Origin of the sequence: Proteus sp. fly-1013, from assembly GCF_040140245.1 — a bacterium.
Taxonomy (GTDB): Bacteria; Pseudomonadota; Gammaproteobacteria; order Enterobacterales; family Enterobacteriaceae; genus Proteus; species Proteus mirabilis_B.
In genome coordinates this window covers 229,923-246,885 of the sequence record NZ_JBEEWD010000007.1, presented here as the reverse complement: position 1 = coordinate 246,885, position 16,963 = coordinate 229,923, and the positions used below count along the sequence as shown (strand labels likewise).

At 37.3% G+C, this 16,963-nt stretch carries 15 protein-coding genes; 6 read left to right on the top strand and 9 right to left on the bottom strand.

Translation table 11 applies throughout. The features are described 5' to 3' along the window. Window positions 1-37: 37 nt before the first annotated feature. The 4 genes from polA to ABN236_RS14820 all read right to left on the bottom strand — a co-directional run bounded on the left by polA (window position 38) and on the right by ABN236_RS14820 (window position 5,399). Window positions 38-2,836: a DNA polymerase I gene (polA, locus tag ABN236_RS14835; RefSeq protein ID WP_270756473.1), complete on the bottom strand. Its 2,799-nt coding sequence runs from the start codon at window positions 2,834-2,836 to the stop codon at window positions 38-40. Window positions 2,837-3,475: 639 nt separating this feature from the next. Beyond that, window positions 3,476-4,099: a thiol:disulfide interchange protein DsbA gene (gene dsbA, locus ABN236_RS14830; protein ID WP_194951369.1), complete on the bottom strand. Its 624-nt coding sequence runs from the start codon at window positions 4,097-4,099 to the stop codon at window positions 3,476-3,478. A gap of 20 nt (window positions 4,100-4,119) precedes the next feature. Then, on the bottom strand, window positions 4,120-5,115 hold the full coding sequence (locus tag ABN236_RS14825) for a serine/threonine protein kinase (RefSeq protein ID WP_270756471.1): 996 nt from the start codon (window positions 5,113-5,115) through the stop codon (window positions 4,120-4,122). Window positions 5,116-5,129: 14 nt separating this feature from the next. Continuing rightward, window positions 5,130-5,399 carry a YihD family protein gene (locus ABN236_RS14820; RefSeq protein WP_075673332.1) on the bottom strand — a complete coding sequence of 90 codons (270 nt, stop codon included), beginning with the start codon at window positions 5,397-5,399 and terminating at the stop codon, window positions 5,130-5,132. Window positions 5,400-5,619: 220 nt separating this feature from the next. Between ABN236_RS14820 and mobA the strand changes: the two genes are divergently transcribed. Together mobA and mobB are read left to right on the top strand one after the other, a co-directional pair. Continuing rightward, a complete protein-coding gene (gene mobA / locus ABN236_RS14815) occupies window positions 5,620-6,204 on the top strand; it encodes a molybdenum cofactor guanylyltransferase MobA (protein WP_088494366.1) in 585 nt (194 codons plus the stop codon). A gap of 10 nt (window positions 6,205-6,214) precedes the next feature. After that, on the top strand, window positions 6,215-6,733 hold the full coding sequence (mobB, locus tag ABN236_RS14810; RefSeq protein WP_349474319.1) for a molybdopterin-guanine dinucleotide biosynthesis protein MobB: 519 nt from the start codon (window positions 6,215-6,217) through the stop codon (window positions 6,731-6,733). 59 nt (window positions 6,734-6,792) lie between these two features. Here mobB and ABN236_RS14805 read toward each other — a convergent pair whose 3' ends face one another. Further along, window positions 6,793-8,451 (bottom strand): alpha-glucosidase, encoded by a 1,659-nt coding sequence (locus ABN236_RS14805; RefSeq protein ID WP_349474318.1) that lies wholly within the window; start codon window positions 8,449-8,451, stop codon window positions 6,793-6,795. A 216-nt stretch (window positions 8,452-8,667) separates the two neighbouring features. Here ABN236_RS14805 and ABN236_RS14800 point away from each other — a divergent pair, with 216 nt between their 5' ends. Continuing rightward, entirely contained in the window at window positions 8,668-9,648 is a 981-nt protein-coding gene (locus tag ABN236_RS14800; protein ID WP_349474317.1) for a LacI family DNA-binding transcriptional regulator, read from the top strand. Window positions 9,649-9,836: 188 nt separating this feature from the next. Here ABN236_RS14800 and ABN236_RS14795 read toward each other — a convergent pair whose 3' ends face one another. The 4 genes from ABN236_RS14795 to ABN236_RS14780 form a co-directional block, all read right to left on the bottom strand. Beyond that, a complete protein-coding gene (locus ABN236_RS14795) occupies window positions 9,837-10,331 on the bottom strand; it encodes a RidA family protein (protein WP_069369589.1) in 495 nt (164 codons plus the stop codon). Between the two features lie 45 nt (window positions 10,332-10,376). Beyond that, on the bottom strand, window positions 10,377-11,798 hold the full coding sequence (locus ABN236_RS14790; protein ID WP_088494361.1) for an NAD(P)/FAD-dependent oxidoreductase: 1,422 nt from the start codon (window positions 11,796-11,798) through the stop codon (window positions 10,377-10,379). Window positions 11,799-12,420: 622 nt separating this feature from the next. Beyond that, window positions 12,421-13,776, bottom strand: coding sequence for a glutathione-disulfide reductase (gene gorA / locus ABN236_RS14785; RefSeq protein WP_099075969.1), 1,356 nt, complete (start codon window positions 13,774-13,776; stop codon window positions 12,421-12,423). 144 nt (window positions 13,777-13,920) lie between these two features. Next, window positions 13,921-14,763 carry a 23S rRNA (adenine(2030)-N(6))-methyltransferase RlmJ gene (locus ABN236_RS14780; protein WP_088494359.1) on the bottom strand — a complete coding sequence of 281 codons (843 nt, stop codon included), beginning with the start codon at window positions 14,761-14,763 and terminating at the stop codon, window positions 13,921-13,923. A gap of 180 nt (window positions 14,764-14,943) precedes the next feature. On the opposite strand from ABN236_RS14780, the gene ABN236_RS14775 reads away from it, so the two are divergent. From ABN236_RS14775 to ABN236_RS14765, 3 genes are all read left to right on the top strand, one after another. Beyond that, window positions 14,944-15,333, top strand: a complete 390-nt coding sequence (locus ABN236_RS14775) for a DUF1090 domain-containing protein (protein ID WP_270756465.1) — start codon at window positions 14,944-14,946, stop codon at window positions 15,331-15,333. Window positions 15,334-15,663: 330 nt separating this feature from the next. Then, window positions 15,664-16,683 carry an inner membrane protein YhjD gene (yhjD, locus tag ABN236_RS14770; RefSeq protein WP_194951378.1) on the top strand — a complete coding sequence of 340 codons (1,020 nt, stop codon included), beginning with the start codon at window positions 15,664-15,666 and terminating at the stop codon, window positions 16,681-16,683. A gap of 69 nt (window positions 16,684-16,752) precedes the next feature. Beyond that, entirely contained in the window at window positions 16,753-16,962 is a 210-nt protein-coding gene (locus ABN236_RS14765) for a 2-hydroxymuconate tautomerase family protein (RefSeq protein ID WP_006534633.1), read from the top strand. Window position 16,963 lies beyond the last annotated feature (1 nt).

Genomic DNA, 16,963 nt, shown 5'->3' with positions numbered 1-16,963 from the left:
CCTGTGCCCTTTTCTCGTTAAGAATAATATTTAAAATCTAGTGTGCTTCATCCCAATTATTACCTACACCCACTTCAACTTTTAACGGAATAGCTAATTCCATACTGCTTTCCATTAATTTGTGGATCATGATATTTGCGTTCTCTAAATAAGACTCTCGCACTTCAAATACTAATTCATCGTGTACTTGCATAATCATATGCACATCATCAGGGCATTCATTGCAAATCCAGTTATCCACAGCAATCATCGCTTTTTTGATGATATCAGCAGCAGTACCCTGCATTGGGGCATTGATTGCCTCACGCTCTGAAGCTTTACGACGAATTGCATTCTTTGAATTTATTTCTGGTAAATAGAGACGACGACCATCTAACGTTTCAACATAGCCTTGTTCAGAAGCTTGTTTACGTGTGCGCTCCATATAGTCCAAGACACCAGGGTAACGTTCAAAATAGAGATCCATATAACGCTGAGCTTCTCTTCTCTCAACACCAATCTGTTGTGATAAGCCAAATGCACTCATGCCATAAATAAGACCAAAGTTGATCGCTTTCGCACTACGACGTTGTTCAGAGGTCACTTCCTCTAAAGGTATACCAAATACTTCAGATGCGGTTGCACGGTGAATATCTTTACCTTGCGCAAAGGCATCTAACAAACCTTTATCTTGCGATAAATGCGCCATGATCCGCAATTCGATTTGTGAATAGTCGGCAGCAACAATTTTAAAACCTTCACGCGCAATAAATGCTTGGCGAATTCGACGCCCTTCTTCATTTCTCACTGGGATATTTTGAAGATTCGGATCACGAGAAGATAAACGACCCGTTGCCGTCACCGCTTGATGATATGAAGTATGTACACGCTTCGTCTTACTATTCACCATCAATGGTAATTTATCAGTATAGGTTGATTTTAGTTTTGCAAGACCACGATGCTCTAAAATTAAGCGAGGTAATTCATGGCTGTGCGCTAACTCTTCCAATACTTCTTCATTGGTGGATGGTGCCCCTTTCGGGGTTTTCTTGATAACTGGCAATTGCAGTTTATCAAATAAGATTTCTTGTAACTGTTTAGGTGAAGAGAGATTAAACTCTTGTCCCGCTAACGCAAATGTCTCTTTTTCAATTTCAGCTAAACGTTGTGTGATCTCTTGAGATTGAGCAGCTAACACTTGAGCATCAATTAATACCCCTTTGCGTTCCATTCTAGAAAGCACAGGAACTAATGGCATTTCGATATCGCGGTAAACATGTTTAAGAGGCTCGATGGCTTCTATTTGAGGATACAACGCTTGATGAAGTAATAAAGTGATATCCGCATCTTCAGCAGCATATAACGTTGCTTGCTCAACCTCGATTTGGTTAAAAGTCAGTTGGCCTTTACCTTTACCCGCTATCTCTTCAAATGTTGTGGTTTTATGGTTTAAATGTTTTTCAGCCAACGTATCCATATCATGTCGATTACTTACGCTATTTAATACGTAAGATTCCAACATTGTATCAAAATGAATACCGTTTAATTCGATACCTTCATTTTCCATAATACCGCGGTCAAACTTCAAGTTTTGCCCAATTTTTAGAATATTTTTATCTTCTAAAATAGGTTTTAACGCCGCTAGTACATCATTAACCGGAAGCTGGTCTGGAGCATCTAAATACTCATGACGCAGTGGAATATAAGCGGCTTTACCCGGCTCAATAGCAAATGACAATCCGACTAAGCGAGCATCAATATTATTTAAGCTGTCAGTTTCTGTATCGAATGCAAATGCTGGTGCCTTTTTGAGAAGCTCAACCCATCGCGCTAAGCTCTCGTGCGTTAAGACAGCTTCATAATTCTCTTGTGTAATAACAGGGAAATTAGCTGACGCAGGTACTTCTTTGGGTTTTACAGTTTCTGAGGTGTAAGGCACTGCGACTTTGTGTGTACTACGTTGTGCTAACCAGCCACCATTTTGAAGATCACTTATCCAGCGTTTAAATTCATAACGCGTGAACATATCTAATAGTTGATCTAAATTTGGCTCATTAACCACTAAATCATCAAACGTTTTATCGAGTTCAACATCCGTTTTAATCGTTGCCAGCTTATAAGAAAGTTTTGCCACTTTCTCATGCTCCGCCATTTTTGCGCCAAGTGTTTTGGCACCACGGAAACTCAAGGTTGCGATATTATCAAGCTGTTGATAGATATCATCTAAACTACCAAGCCCCTGTAAAAGGCCTAATGCGGTTTTCTCACCCACACCCGGGACGCCAGGAATGTTATCTGATGAATCACCCATTAATGCGAGGAAATCAATAATCAGTTCAGGAGGAACACCATATTTTTCTTTAACTTCATCGGGACCTAAAATAACGTTAGTCATGGTGTTAATAAGCGTGATCTTTGGCGTCACTAATTGCGCCATGTCTTTATCACCTGTGCTTATTAAAACATCACGTCCATCAGCCGCCGCTTTTAGTGCCAATGTTCCAATAACGTCATCCGCTTCTACGCCTGAAATAGATAACAAGGGTAAACCCATTGCTTGCACCATCTCATGTAAAGGCGCTATCTGCTCACGTAAATCATCCGGCATTGGAGGACGATTAGATTTATATTCCTCATACAACTCATCACGGAATGTTTTACCTTTAGCGTCAAACACAACCGCAACATGGCTTGGTTTATACTGTATTATCAGGCTACGTAACATGTTCAACACACCATACATCGCACCAGTTGGCTCACCTTGGCTATTGGTTAGCGGTGGAAATGCATGATAGGCGCGGTAAAGATATGAGGAGCCATCTACAAGGATAAAGGGGTTTTCTGCTATCTGGACCATAATCTGTTCATCATTGTTCTGAGGTTCGTTGATATGACTAGAATGCCACATCACAGCCCAATAGACGAATATTACCTGTTCTTAAATGCAGAAATTCAGCTTAAATACTCAATTATTTATTATTAGCCGAACTTAACAGAAAAAATAAGTATGAAAGATAAATTAATATTAATTAAAGTACTTTTTTATCAAAAACCACTCCCATTAATCTGATCCTAATTAGAAATAAAGACTAAACAGCAAACTGACTACTTTATTTAGAAAGCATTTAAGATAAAGCCATTGACTCATCATTAATATTAACAGTCATATTAGTGTCATCTTTTCCTACTAAGACTTTATTTTTTTAACCAGCATAAAAATAACCTGTGGATAACTCTGTGAGTAGTTTTGTAACTCTCTCTATATTAATAAGTTAGGCTTCTTTTCAATTTATTAACACAATTAAAAAATCAATCACTTAGAGAATTCATTAAGATATTATAAATTAATCATAGTATTTTTTATTAATGTGGATAGTTATATTATGACAAAAATATGAAAGTAAAAAAAATAGCACTCCTATTTCTTGAGTGCTATTTTTCATATAAAAATCTATATACTTTTACTTAGTCCATATAGGAAAAGATTAAGCCTATATTATTTTTTCAGCAATAATTGATTCACAATCTCGGAATATGTTTTTGCATACTCTTCTGGTGATTTTGCGCTGATACCATCATTTTTCATTTTATATTTACCGCCAATTATCATGGCTGGAACACCATTGATTTGAAAATCAGCGACAGCGTTTTGTTGTTGGCTAACTAAAGAATTCACCACAAAGCTATTCATTGCAGCATCATAATCTTCGCCTTTAACGCCAGCGTTAATAAAGGCATTACGGATATCGTCTACAGAACGGATAGATTGAGTCTCTTGAATTCCTTTAAATAAAACTGGAGAAACTTGATCTTCAACACCTAATGCCATTGCCACAGCCCAAGAACGCGTTAAATCTTTACCTAAAGGCCCTAAAAAATCAACGTGATAGCGAACAACATTGGTATTTTCTGGCGCATTCTTTTCTACAGTGCTATTAACTTTATACACCTCAGAGAACTGATAGCAGTGTGGGCAATAAAAAGAGAAAAACTCAACAACATCAGGCGCCGAAGCAACAGGTTTAGAAAGGTTAGTGTACTGTTTTCCTTCAGAAATATCGGCAGCAGAAACACTGAATGCCAATACCATACTTGCTAACGCCAGCCAAATCTTTTTCATTTCTCATCGTCTCCTAAGAATTAATACATTGGACTAAGTTGTAAAGGAGGCTCATTTAATTGCTCCACTTGTCCCTTGAATAAGGCTAATTGTTTAAACCAGAAATCTTGCTCTTTAAACCAAACAAAAGCGCGAGGGAAAGCAGGATCATTCCAGCGTTTTAATACCCATGCGAGGTAATGCACCATTCTCATCGCTCTTAGTGGTTCAATTAATGACAATTCACGTAAATCAAAATCTTGGTATTCATAATAAGACTCAAGGATCGTATCTAATTGCATAACCTGCTCTTGCCGTGAGCCGTTTAATAGCATCCAAAAGTCTTGTACCGCAGGTCCCATTCGGGAATCATCAAAATCAACCATTACAACTTCATCACGCCACAATATATTACCGGGATGGCAATCACCATGTAGCCGTAATATTTGCCATGCAGAGTCCTCAATTCTAGGACGCACATCATGAATAAGTTTATCTATAACCTCTATAAATTGGGGTTTGAGGTTATTAGGAATTAACGCACTACTTTCAAATTCTAATTTTGGCGCTATCAGATATTCTGCAATAGAAACTGTCGGTCGATACTCATAACTCTTTTTTCTACCTATTTGATGAATGCGCCCTAATGTGCGTCCTACTTCTTCTAGTTGGAATAAATTATCAGTTTCATATGCTCTTCCCCCTATGCTGGGGAATATTGCAAAATAAAAGCCATCATCAGAAAGATGAATTGTCTCACTATTAATCATTAAAGGGGCAGCAACGGATACCTCAGCCTCTTTTAATGCTAAAACAAATTCATGTTCTTCTTTTATTTGTTCATACGACCAGCGTTGAGGGCGATAAAATTTCACCACATAACGTTGTCGATGTTCATCCATAAATTGAAAAACACGATTTTCATAGCTATTTAATTCCGTTAACCCTGATTCAGGATAAAAACCAATTTTAACTAACGCGTCCCAAATGTTATCAGGTGAAAGTCCCTGAAAATTAAATGAGGCAGACATTTCCATTTTCTATCCTGAATTTAATCTTTAATCACGCCGCGAGCACGTAAAATGGCGGTTTTAAAATCTTCTTCGTAATCTTTTTTCAGTCCTGGTATCACATCTGTTGGTGCTGAACCACGCATTTTCAGATGGTAAATCAAAATATCATCAGTCAGATCAGATAATTGACCTTTAAAACCCGCTTCATCAGCCAGTTTCTGCAATAATTGAACTAAGTTTAAATCAGAATTCTCTTCCCAAACTGGGTGCAGTAATTCCATAACTTCATTAAGACGGTGACATTTCATACAAAAAATCCTTATTATTAATTACAACAACAAAGTACCAATTATTATCCGATAGAAAAAGGAAACCTCTGTCAATATGCGTAAAGATTACGCTTTTTTGATAAAAATTGCTGTCGCTTTACATGAAATCTCATTAAGTCGATATTTTTTATTAGTATATCGTCTTTACTTGATAAAAATCGTTCGGAAATTTTAGCCAATTTATTCACAAATATTGAATATGAAAATGAAGAATATTACAGGTGGTATACTTGCGGGTGGGCAAGCAACACGAATGGGAGGTGCTGATAAAGGGCTTCAAATTCTACATGGACAGCCTTTATACCACCATATAGCCCAAAAACTAGCACCTCAAGTTGATAGCATACTGATTAGTGCTAACCGAAATTTAGAACAATATCGCCAAAGCCAATATCCCGTGATTACCGATGAAATAGAGGGATTTTCAGGGCCTTTAGCTGGCATGCTTACGTTATTAAAGCAAGCATCAACACCTTGGGTTGCCTTTGTACCTTGTGATGTCCCCTATTTTCCTCTTGATTTAGTTGAAAAACTCTATGAACAAAGAGGAGAGGCATTAGCCGTTTATGTTGATGATGGTGAAAGAGAGCATCCTACCTTAGCACTGTTAAATCGTCGTATTATTCCTATGCTAGAAGCTTATTTAGCACAAGGAGATCGAAAATTAATGTTGTTTATGAAGCAGATAAATGCGCACCCTGTTTTGTTCGCAGATCAAGCAAATGCTTTTATTAATTTAAATACCCCTGACGATATTGAAAAAGCAAACAAATTAAAAAAATAGGAATGAAAATATGGCACAAGTAGATTTACCCCTTTTAGGGATCACGGCGTGGAGTGGAACAGGTAAAACGACACTACTAAAACAGCTTATTCCACAATTACGCAAAAGAGAAATTCGTGTAGGCATGATCAAACACACTCATCATGATATGGATGTGGATAAACCCGGAAAAGATAGCTACGAACTTAGAAAAGCAGGAGCAGACCAGACTTTAGTCGCAAGCCAACAACGTTGGGCATTAATGACTGAAACGCCAGAACTCCCAGAATTAGATTTGTATTACCTCGCTTCTCGCTTTGATGCGAGTAAGCTGGATTTAATCTTAGTGGAAGGATTTAAAGGCGAAACTATTCCTAAAATTGCTCTTTATCGCCATATCAACGAACGTGATTTTAATGATTTACTTGATGAGCATGTTATTGCCGTCGCCAGTGATTGTGATTTAAGCGTCAATTTTCCATTACTCGATATCAACGAACCTGAGGCTATTGCAGAATTTATTGTAGATTGGCTGAAACAGACGAAATAAAAATCACAAATAACAAAGCGCCCTACAAAGGCGCTTTATGTTCAATTAAATAAAGGAAATTAAACAAAAATAATTGCTTGATAAGGCTGAAGAATAAGGTTGCCTTGAGCATCTTCCACTATTGGGCTGTTATGCAAATAAATATCTTTAGCTTTAATAGTTAGTGCTTTTTCTTCGCCACTAAAATTACAGTAAATATTGACTGAGTTGCCTTTATGAGTACGCTTAAAAGCAATTACATTTTCTGGTGAATCTAATGGTAAAAACTCACCGTAAATCAAAATATCACTGATCTCTGAATGTCGTCTTAATGCAATTAATTGTTGGTAATAAGCGAAAAGAGAGTGCTTATCTTGCGTTTCTTGCTGTGCATTAATATCCACGTAGTTGGGATTAACTTTTAACCAAGGTTTACCTGTACTAAAGCCCCCATTTATTTCACTATTCCATTGGAAAGGTGTTCTTGAATTATCACGACTACGGTCATTAAAGTATTCAACAATTTGCTTGTCGCTATAACCTAATTTATTGCCCCATTTATGCAATTTAAAAACATGTAAATCATCATGTTCCTCTAATGTCATCGGACAATTTGTCATACCGATTTCTTGCCCTTGATAAATAAAAGGCGTTCCTCGTTGAGTTAATAAAAATGTCGCTAACATTTTGGCACTAATCGGATTAATGCCTCCTTTAGGGAGAAATTTATTTAATGAACGCGGTTGATCGTGATTTTCTAAATAAGGTGCGCCCCAACCTACTCGTTGAGTATCTAATTGGCTTTTAATAAAGACCGGTTTTAATCTTTCGCCCGTGATTGGATTAATGGTAAATGGCTTTTCATTGCGAATATCTAAGTCAGCAATACTAAAATCAAATACCATCGAGAAATAACCATTCTCACCAACATAAGCACATAAATCTTTTTCAGGCACATCAATTTCTGCAACTGTCATACTATTTGCAGGCTTAAAAGTATTCTCAACTAATTCCGTTAAGAACTTATCAATACCAGGTTGATTTAAAACCCAAGGCACTAAAGATGCAGAACCATCATCTTTATCAGGTTCAAATTGATATTCAGATAAGGCTTCAGGAGATTTTTTTAAATTACCAATCGCATCAATACGAAATCCAGCAACACCTTTTTTGATCCAAACATTAATCATATTGATAATGTCTTTACGTAATTGTGGATTTTCCCAATTTAAATCCGGCTGTTCAGGACCAAATGAATTGAAATACCAACGATTAGTTTTTCCAACACGACTCCAAACAGAGCAGTCAAAATAAGTGCGTAAATTATTAGGGGGAGTCGGTTTATCCCATTGTTTAAAAATATAATAATCGGCATATGGGCTATTAGGATCTTCAATTGCCGCTTTAAACCACGGATGCTCATCAGAAGAGTGATTTAATACTAAATCTAACAGTATTTTAATATCTCGTTTTTTAGCTTCGCTAATAAGCTTATCTAACGCGTTATTATCCCCAAAGATAGGATCGACAACAGAATAATCTGCAATATCATAACCATTGTCTTTCATTGGAGATTTAAAAATGGGACATAACCAAATAACATTTGTACCGAGTGACTGAATATAATCTAATTTCTCTGTGATCCCTGCTAAATCCCCAACACCATCCCCGTTACTATCATAATAACTCTTGGGATAAATTTGATAGACCACAGCTTCTTTCCACCAAGTATTAGACATATTCGCCTCACTAAGGTAATTAGTATATATGGAACAGTTCCATAGTTAATATAAGATACTATAAGCACTAAAAGAGAGGGGAAGGTAATTAACATACTAAAATGTGAAATGGCTCATACTAAAAAAACACAATTACCTCAATAAAGATGGGTTTGTCATAATCATATTAAGATATATTAGGTCATCAACTAATTGAAAGGAGCAACAGCATACTCAATGGCCGGGATCCGTGATGTCGCAAAAAAAGCCAATGTCGCAGCAAGTACTGTCTCTAGAGCATTAAATAACAGTGGTTATGTATCTCAAGCTGCACGAGAAAAAATAAAGAAAGCGGTAGAGGAATTAGATTATATTCCTGATACTTGGCTAAGAAATTTATATCAACAAAAAAGTGCCGTTGTTGGTGTTATTATTAATAGCCTTGAATACCCTTATTTTGCGACAGTAACCCGTTTTATTGAGAATAAGCTCGCTGAAAATGGCTATAGCATGATGTTATGTGCAACACAAAATAGCAAAGTACGCGAACGTATATTTTTTGATATGCTTAAACGCGGTCAGATCGACGGTATTATTGCAGAATATCTGTTATTGGATGATAGTGAATATCAACATATTCAAAGGCCTGTGGTAACACTCGATCGTCATCTTCGTGATATTCCATTAGTTTGCTCTGCTCACCATACTGGCGGTCGATTAGCAGCGGAACACCTTATTCAAAAAGGTTGCCAAAAAATCCTCTATATTGAAGATAACTCAAGTTATTTATCATCAACACCTTCATATCAAAGCTGTTTAGCTTTTAAAGAAACGCTTATTCAGGCAGGTATTAAACCTATTCCATGCAAAGTAAATTGGAAAGAAGAGGAGAAAGATTATTTTCACTCTTTTGCCACAAAAATACTTTCTGTGCATTCAGATATTGATGCCATTTTTGCCGCTGATATTCCAGCAATGGCATTATTTAATGAAGCAACAAGACGAAACATTGCCATTCCAGAACAATTAAAAATCGTTGCTTACGATGGAAGCCCTTGGCTAAATCAGACACTGCGCCAATTAACTTGTATTGAACAACCCTTTGAACGATTAGCTGAAAAAAGCGTAGAAGTGATTAGTGCATTAATTGAGAATAAAGAAATAACAGATAGCGTCTCTGTTATTCCAGTGAAGTTTATTCAAGGTGAAAGTAGTTAAATCTTGTAAAATTAAAATGTAATAACACTTTGTCTTAATACTTCAGTTTTTTCAAAATTTTCTTTTAATTTTCAGCACATTGTTTTGGTACCCCTACCAATACCATAAAAAACGCCAAAGAAAGTTGCCCCTCTTTGGCGTTTTATTCGATTATGTTTTACTTCAAAATTGAGTAAAAGCTACCGTTCTTATTTTGCAGGACGAACAGCGATAACTTCAATTTCTACACGCCATGCTGGATTTGCCAGTTTAGCGATTTGGAACGTTGAACGAGCTGGCAGTTGTTCAGTTTTCGAAGCATCAAAGTACTTAGAATAACCGTCCATAAAGCCTTTAAAGTCCATCTCACCTTTAGTTTCTTCACCACCGACTAAGAAGACTTGCATTTTAACAACGTCTTTCATGTCTAAGCCAAGTTCATTCAAGTGAGTTTTGATTTGCTCTAATACACTGATAGTTTGTTCTTCAGTGTTACCATAAGAAGCTAATACACCTTCTGGCGCATCTGCTGATTTCTTAGCAGGTACTTTTCCGCTTAAGAAAACAAGGTTGTTACCTGCACTAACTTCAACAGATTCCGAAATAGGCATACCGTTTAATTTATGGTGCACAACACCCTCCGCATTCGCACTTGCTACACCAAAAATAAAAGGTAGGGCAACAAGTAAACTTTTATAGCGCATGAAAACTCCTTAATATGTTTAATTTACAGTAAAACAAGGGGTTACTTATTTCTTAAAACGATCCATACTAAATGGCGTTGGATCAATAACTGGTTTTTTGCCCGTTACGATATCAGCAGTCACTTCACCTGCTGCTGGGCCTTCGGTCATACCCCATACTGTCGCGGTATTGATAACCAGACCTGGGTATTCTTTGACCTCAGAAATAATTGGTAATTCATCAAATGTTGGGCTAACAACAGCACCCCAACGTTCAACAACTTGTGATTTTTCAAATACTGGGAATTCTGCTTTCATTCTTTGGAATACAGCATCTAAGTGCTCAGTATTTTGTGTTGCTGTTGCAATACGATATTGTTCAAACGGTGTTTTTTCATCTAATTTCCAAGATGTTGCCATCTTGAATGAATTAAATAAATCTTCACCGATAGAGAATTCTAATGGCAGCTCACCACCACCTAACAGGTGCATGAACTTAGGCCCTAACAAGAAGCTATCTTTCACGATAGAACTTGTGAAAATACGTGGTGCGACAGCATAAGTACCATCGGCTTGTTCACGGAAGTGAATACCATTTGGTAAATGCACGTTGCCACGAGGTGCGCCCGGAACGCCTGATACACGTTGTTGTGATAAGTAAACATTCAGCGTTGGAATATCAATGCCCATGTTACCCATAAATAAACGTGACCAAATACCACCCGCAAGAACAACGTGAGATGTTCTAATTGCGCCTTTTTCTGTTACAACATCAGAAATTTTACCACCCGCAGTTTCGATGCCTCTTACCGCGCAGTTGGTGTAGATTTTTACGCCGATTTGCTTAGCGTAGCGAGCTAATGCAGGAGTTCCCGTTTCTGGATCAACAGAACCTGAGTCTTCTTCAAAAGCGGCTACAGTCCATGGTGTTTGCGCACCAACAAGACGGTTTGATAGCTCTTCACCTTTAATAATGCGAGTATTTAATGGTGTATCAAATCCAGCCGTTTCTTTTGCTGTTTTGATCCACGCTTGAGCTTTATCAAACGCTTTTTCATCAGCAAGGGCTTCTACACGACCTTGTGTACGATAACTGGTATCAGCACCAATTTTCTCGTTCATTCCACGCCATAAGATTTTCCCGTAATGGTGTAATGGGAAAATTTCTGGTGATGTCTGATAACTAATAATTTGGCTGTATGCTCGGCCCGATTGTTCACCGCCAATCTCGCCTTTTTCTAAAATAGTGACACTCATGCCACGTTCTGCAAGGTTGATAGCGGTCATAATACCTTGGATACCACCACCAATAATCACTGCATCAGACTCTTTAGGCAGAGCACCCTCTGTACCTTCGACAAATGATACTCTAGATTTAGTTTCAACGAATTTGCCATCGCGGCGAACCATTGGAACTAACGCAGCACCACCAGCTAAAACGCCCGCAGCACCAACACCTAAAAGCAGCTTTCTCCTTGAAATTTTCATCTTCTACCTCAGTAATGGATTTACCATTTATATTTATAATGTTATTAATTTGTATCTTTAAAAGTGGATAATATCATAGTTCATTATATTGTTAATAATTATAATTATTTGTTAATCATTTATATCAGCAACAATATCCATAGATAAAATATGGTTACTTCAATCGCTTTTTCTCATAAGAAAACATCATCTAAAGACATCTCCCCCTTGAGTAAATTTCAGTTAACTACTGATAAATAAAGATATAATTACCAAACTTAAAATTATTAATAAAAAATATAAATGTTTATTTAATTAACATTTAGATACAAATCAGTCTGTAAACCTGTCAATATTTGTTTACAAAACAAGCAAAATCCATCGCACAAATGCATAAAATAAAAAGAGGATATCGACTAAGTAATAACCTTTTTTTTACAAAATAAGTGACTTTACTTACTAACTGGTTTATTGGTTAGTTTGTAGACGAATATGCTTTTTGGAAAATACGTAGAAAAGAAGATGTTTGAGTTCGAAACAAAACGGGGATCAGTACAAATTTACAATAAAAAAAGCCAGAGAGTTAACTCTAGCTTTTTACGTAATAATGAAAATAAGCTTAAGCTATATAAATGGAAATAGCTTATCTCATCGTAACAAATTCTTCTGCTGCAGTTGGGTGGATTGCCACAGTATCATCAAAGTCTTTCTTCGTTGCGCCCATTTTCAGTGCAACCGCAAAACCTTGTAGCATTTCATCCATACCAAAACCAATACCGTGAATACCCACGATTTTTTCGTCTGCACCAACACAAACCAACTTCATACGACATGGTTGACGATGACGAGTCACAGCACTATACATTGCTGTGAAAGATGATTTGTATACTTTGACTTGATCAGCACCGTATTGCTCAACTGCTTGAGGCTCTGTTAAACCAACAGTACCAATAGCAGGATGGCTAAATACAACAGTTGGGATATTTGAATAGTCTAAGTGTTCGTTAGGTTTGTTGTTAAATAAACGCTCTGACAAACGACGTCCTGCAGCAACAGCAACAGGCGTTAATTCAACCGCCCCTGTATTATCGCCAACAGCATAAATTCCTTTTACATTGGTATTTTGGAATTTATCGACTTTGATATAGCCTTTTTCATTTAACTCAACGCCCGTTACTGCCAGATTCAGGTTATCTGTTGCAGGTTCACGACCAATTGCCCAGATTAAGGTATCAACTGTCTGCTCTGTGCCGTTTTCTAGTTGTAGCGTTAAACTTCCATCTGCATTTTTAATCACAGCTTTAGGAATAGCATGTGTATGTAACTTAGGCCCTTCGGTTTCCATCACTTCTAACAGTGTTTCAACGATTAATGGGTCGAAATTACGCAGTGGTGCATGTTTACGTACAAATAGATGTGTTTCGCTGCCTAGAGCATTTAACACACCTGCAAGTTCAACAGCAATATAACCGGCACCAACAACTGCAACGCGTTTTGGTAAAGCTTTTAATTCAAAGAAGCCATCAGAATTAATACCATACTCAGCGCCCGGAATATTAGGTTGAACAGGACGACCCCCTGTTGCAATCAGAATATTATCAGCAGTGATCTTCTCACCATTCACTTCAATAGTATTGGCATCAACAAAACGAGCAAACCCTTGGATAACATCAACTTTGTTATTGCCTAAGACACGGTCATAAGATTGATGAATACGGTCAATATAAGCAGAACGGCTACTGATGAGAGTATCCCAATCAAAACGGTTCACTGTGGTATCAAAACCATAATCAGGGCCGTATTGATGAATAGCTTCGGCAATTTGCGCTGCATGCCACATCACTTTTTTAGGTACACAACCCACGTTTACACAAGTGCCACCTAATGCTTTCGCTTCAATTAATGCACATTTTTGACCATACATTGCTGCTCTATTAATTGATGCAATACCGCCACTACCGCCACCGATGGCGATATAATCGTAATGTTTGCTCGTCATTTCTCTGATCCATTTATCTGTAGAAAAATAGGTAACTCACAGGCTAAGTCTTTCATATCATGATGTCTATTATGACAAAATTTAAAACATAGCACGTCAGATTTTAGCTTTTACAGTAATAGGCAAAAACAATAATAAAGATGCTTATTCTGGTACAACCCACTCAACTAATGTATGCCCAATACCCTCAGGAACTAAAGTTTTATGTAACCACGGGAGTATTGATTTCATTTGTGATTCTAATTTCCAAGGTGGATTAATCACAATCATACCTGATGCCGTCATTCCAAGTTGATCACTATCGGGTTTTACTGCTAATTCGATTTGTAAAATCTTACGGATCCCTGTTGCTTCAAGCTCTTTTAACATACGTTTAATTTGCTGACGATGAACAACTGGATACCAAATCGCATAAGTTCCTGTCGCAAAACGTTTATGACCGTCAACAACACCTTTAACAACAGCAGAATAGTCTTGTTTAAGTTCATAAGGAGGATCAATTAATGCGAATCCGCGACGGCTTGAAGGCGGTAACTTAGATTTCAATTGACCAAACCCATCTTCACGAGAAACTCTAGCTCGCTCGTCACGAGAGAATTCAGTACGTAATAAAGGAAAATCCGTTGGATGTAATTCTGTTAGTACTAAGGAATCTTGTTCTCTTAGTAATTTACCCGCTAATAAAGGAGATCCTGGGTAATAACGCAATTCTCCGCTTGCGTTTAATTCTCCAACCGCTTCGAGGTAAGGCAAAATAAGCTCAGGCACCTCTTCTTGTTGCCATAAGCGTGCGATCCCCTCTAAATATTCGCCAGTACGAGTCGCGTGAGCATTGGTTAATTGATAACGTCCAGCGCCAGCATGAGTATCAAGATAAAGAAAAGGTTTCTCTTTCTCTTTTAAAGACTCAATGATGAGTGTTTGAACAATATGTTTTAAAACATCGGCGTGGTTGCCAGCATGGAAACTATGGCGATAGCTCAGCATTCTTTATCTTCCGTTAGAAATAAGTATAGCTTAGTAATTAATTTACTCTGAAATCGTGATTAAACTCAGTGTATCAGAAAAAGCCGAACTTCTTCATTGAAAGCGAAAGAAACGTTGTGTCTTAGCATTCAGCCGTTATGATAAGTCTATATTTCACTTAAGTTTAAATAGGGTATAAAGATGAAAAAATTACTTTTTACAGCCATAACTTTAAGTTTACTCGCAAGCAATGCTTATGCAGATAGACCAGCCAATGGCTGTGAGATAAAAAAACAGAATATCCAAAAACAGATGGAATATGCAAAAGCACATGGTAATCAATATCGTATCCAAGGTTTAGAGCGAGCATTGCAAAATGTTGAACGTTATTGCACACCTGAAAAAGTGGTTGAAAATACACGCCTTGAATTACGCGAAAAACAACTTGATGTTAAAGAGCGCGAACTTGAATTAAAAGAAGCACAACTTAAAGGTGATGTAGACAAAATTGCTAAGCAAGAAAGAAAACTGGCTGAAGAAAAGGCAGATTTAAAAGCAATTGAAGCAGAATTAAATCTACTGACAAAGTAGTTGTCATCAGTAATTAATGCCTACTCCTTATTTGACTGTGAAATACAGAATAAAACAATAAGTGAGTAGCCATTCTCTTATTAAACTAAACTTAATTTCAGAATTGCTGTATTGGTTTTTTATTCTTTATTAAGTACAAGATTATCTACGCCTTTTGATAGTGCATCATCTACACTTAAGCCAGAACAAACAAATACATCTCCTAAATCAGTGGCTAATTACAATAAGCATAAGGTGTGTAATAGAAATTAAGCTATGATATTTTTGAATGAAAACTATAGTAGTGACACTCAGTTATTAAAAATGGACAGATCTAATTAAAGAGGATATATGTCAGAAGAGCATCAACCCAAAACAGAAAATGAAAAAACTCAACTGACTCAGCCACTCAAGAAAGGGCTGGAAAAAGGGCTTCACGGCGGAAAAAAAGCCATTGGTGTTGGGATAAAAATCAGTAATTTTATTACTAACATTCCTTTTATTGCACATCTAATTCGCACCGCCGAACGCTTTACTGACAGAATGGGAAATCAGTTTGGTGCCGCTATTACCTATTTTTCATTTTTATCATTAATCCCTGTATTAATGCTCTCCTTTGCTTGTGCGGGTTTCGTTTTAGCCTCAAACCCAGATTTACTCGCTAAATTAATTACAGGTGTTGCAAATAGTATTGATGATCCAACGCTTGCATCCACAGTTCAACAGAGTATTGATACCGCAGTTCGCCAGCGTACAACGGTTGGTTTAACCGGTTTAGCGATTGCACTTTATTCTGGTGTCAATTGGGTGGGTAATTTACGCCAAGCCATTTTGGCGCAATCTCGCCCCGTATGGGAAAGAAATAAAGAAGAGCAAGAAAAAATCTATTTCCGCTATTTTCGTGACTTTTTAGCGCTAATTGGCTTACTTTTTGCGTTAATTGTCACGATTACGCTTACTTCAGTGGCAGGTTCGGCCCAAAGGATGATTGTTCATACATTGGGATTAGACGGTATTGAATGGCTAACCCCCGCATGGACAACAATCGGCTTAACCATTTCTATTACTGCAAACTATTTACTATTTTTATGGATATTGTGGATCCTACCTCGCCACCAGCCAAAGCGTATTTCACTTATTAAAGGCACTCTTATCGCTGCCATTGGTTTTGAAATATTGAAATCGGTAATGACATGGATGCTACCCAAAATCGCAAGCTCACCATCAGGTGCTGCATTTGGTTCAGTGATAGGTTTAATGGCTTTTTTCTACTTTTTTGCCCGATTAACGCTCTTTTGTGCCGCGTGGATCGCTACTGATGGCCCAAATATGCGTAAAGAACAGTTGGCTGAAACGCAATCAACATCTTAACTTTATGATAAAACTATATGGTTAATTCCCTGCATTAACCGCCTATAAATAGCGTAATAAGGAAAAACAATGCCATACGTTAATATTAAAATTACACGCGAAGGTGCAACCGCAGAGCAAAAAGAGCAACTTATTGCAGGTGCGACACAACTTTTAGTTGATGTATTAGGCAAAAACCCAGCAACCACTGTTGTGGTAATTGATGAAGTTGAAACAGACAACTGGGGAATAGGCGGTAAAACAGTAACAGAATTACGAGCAGCAACAAAAAGTAAATAAA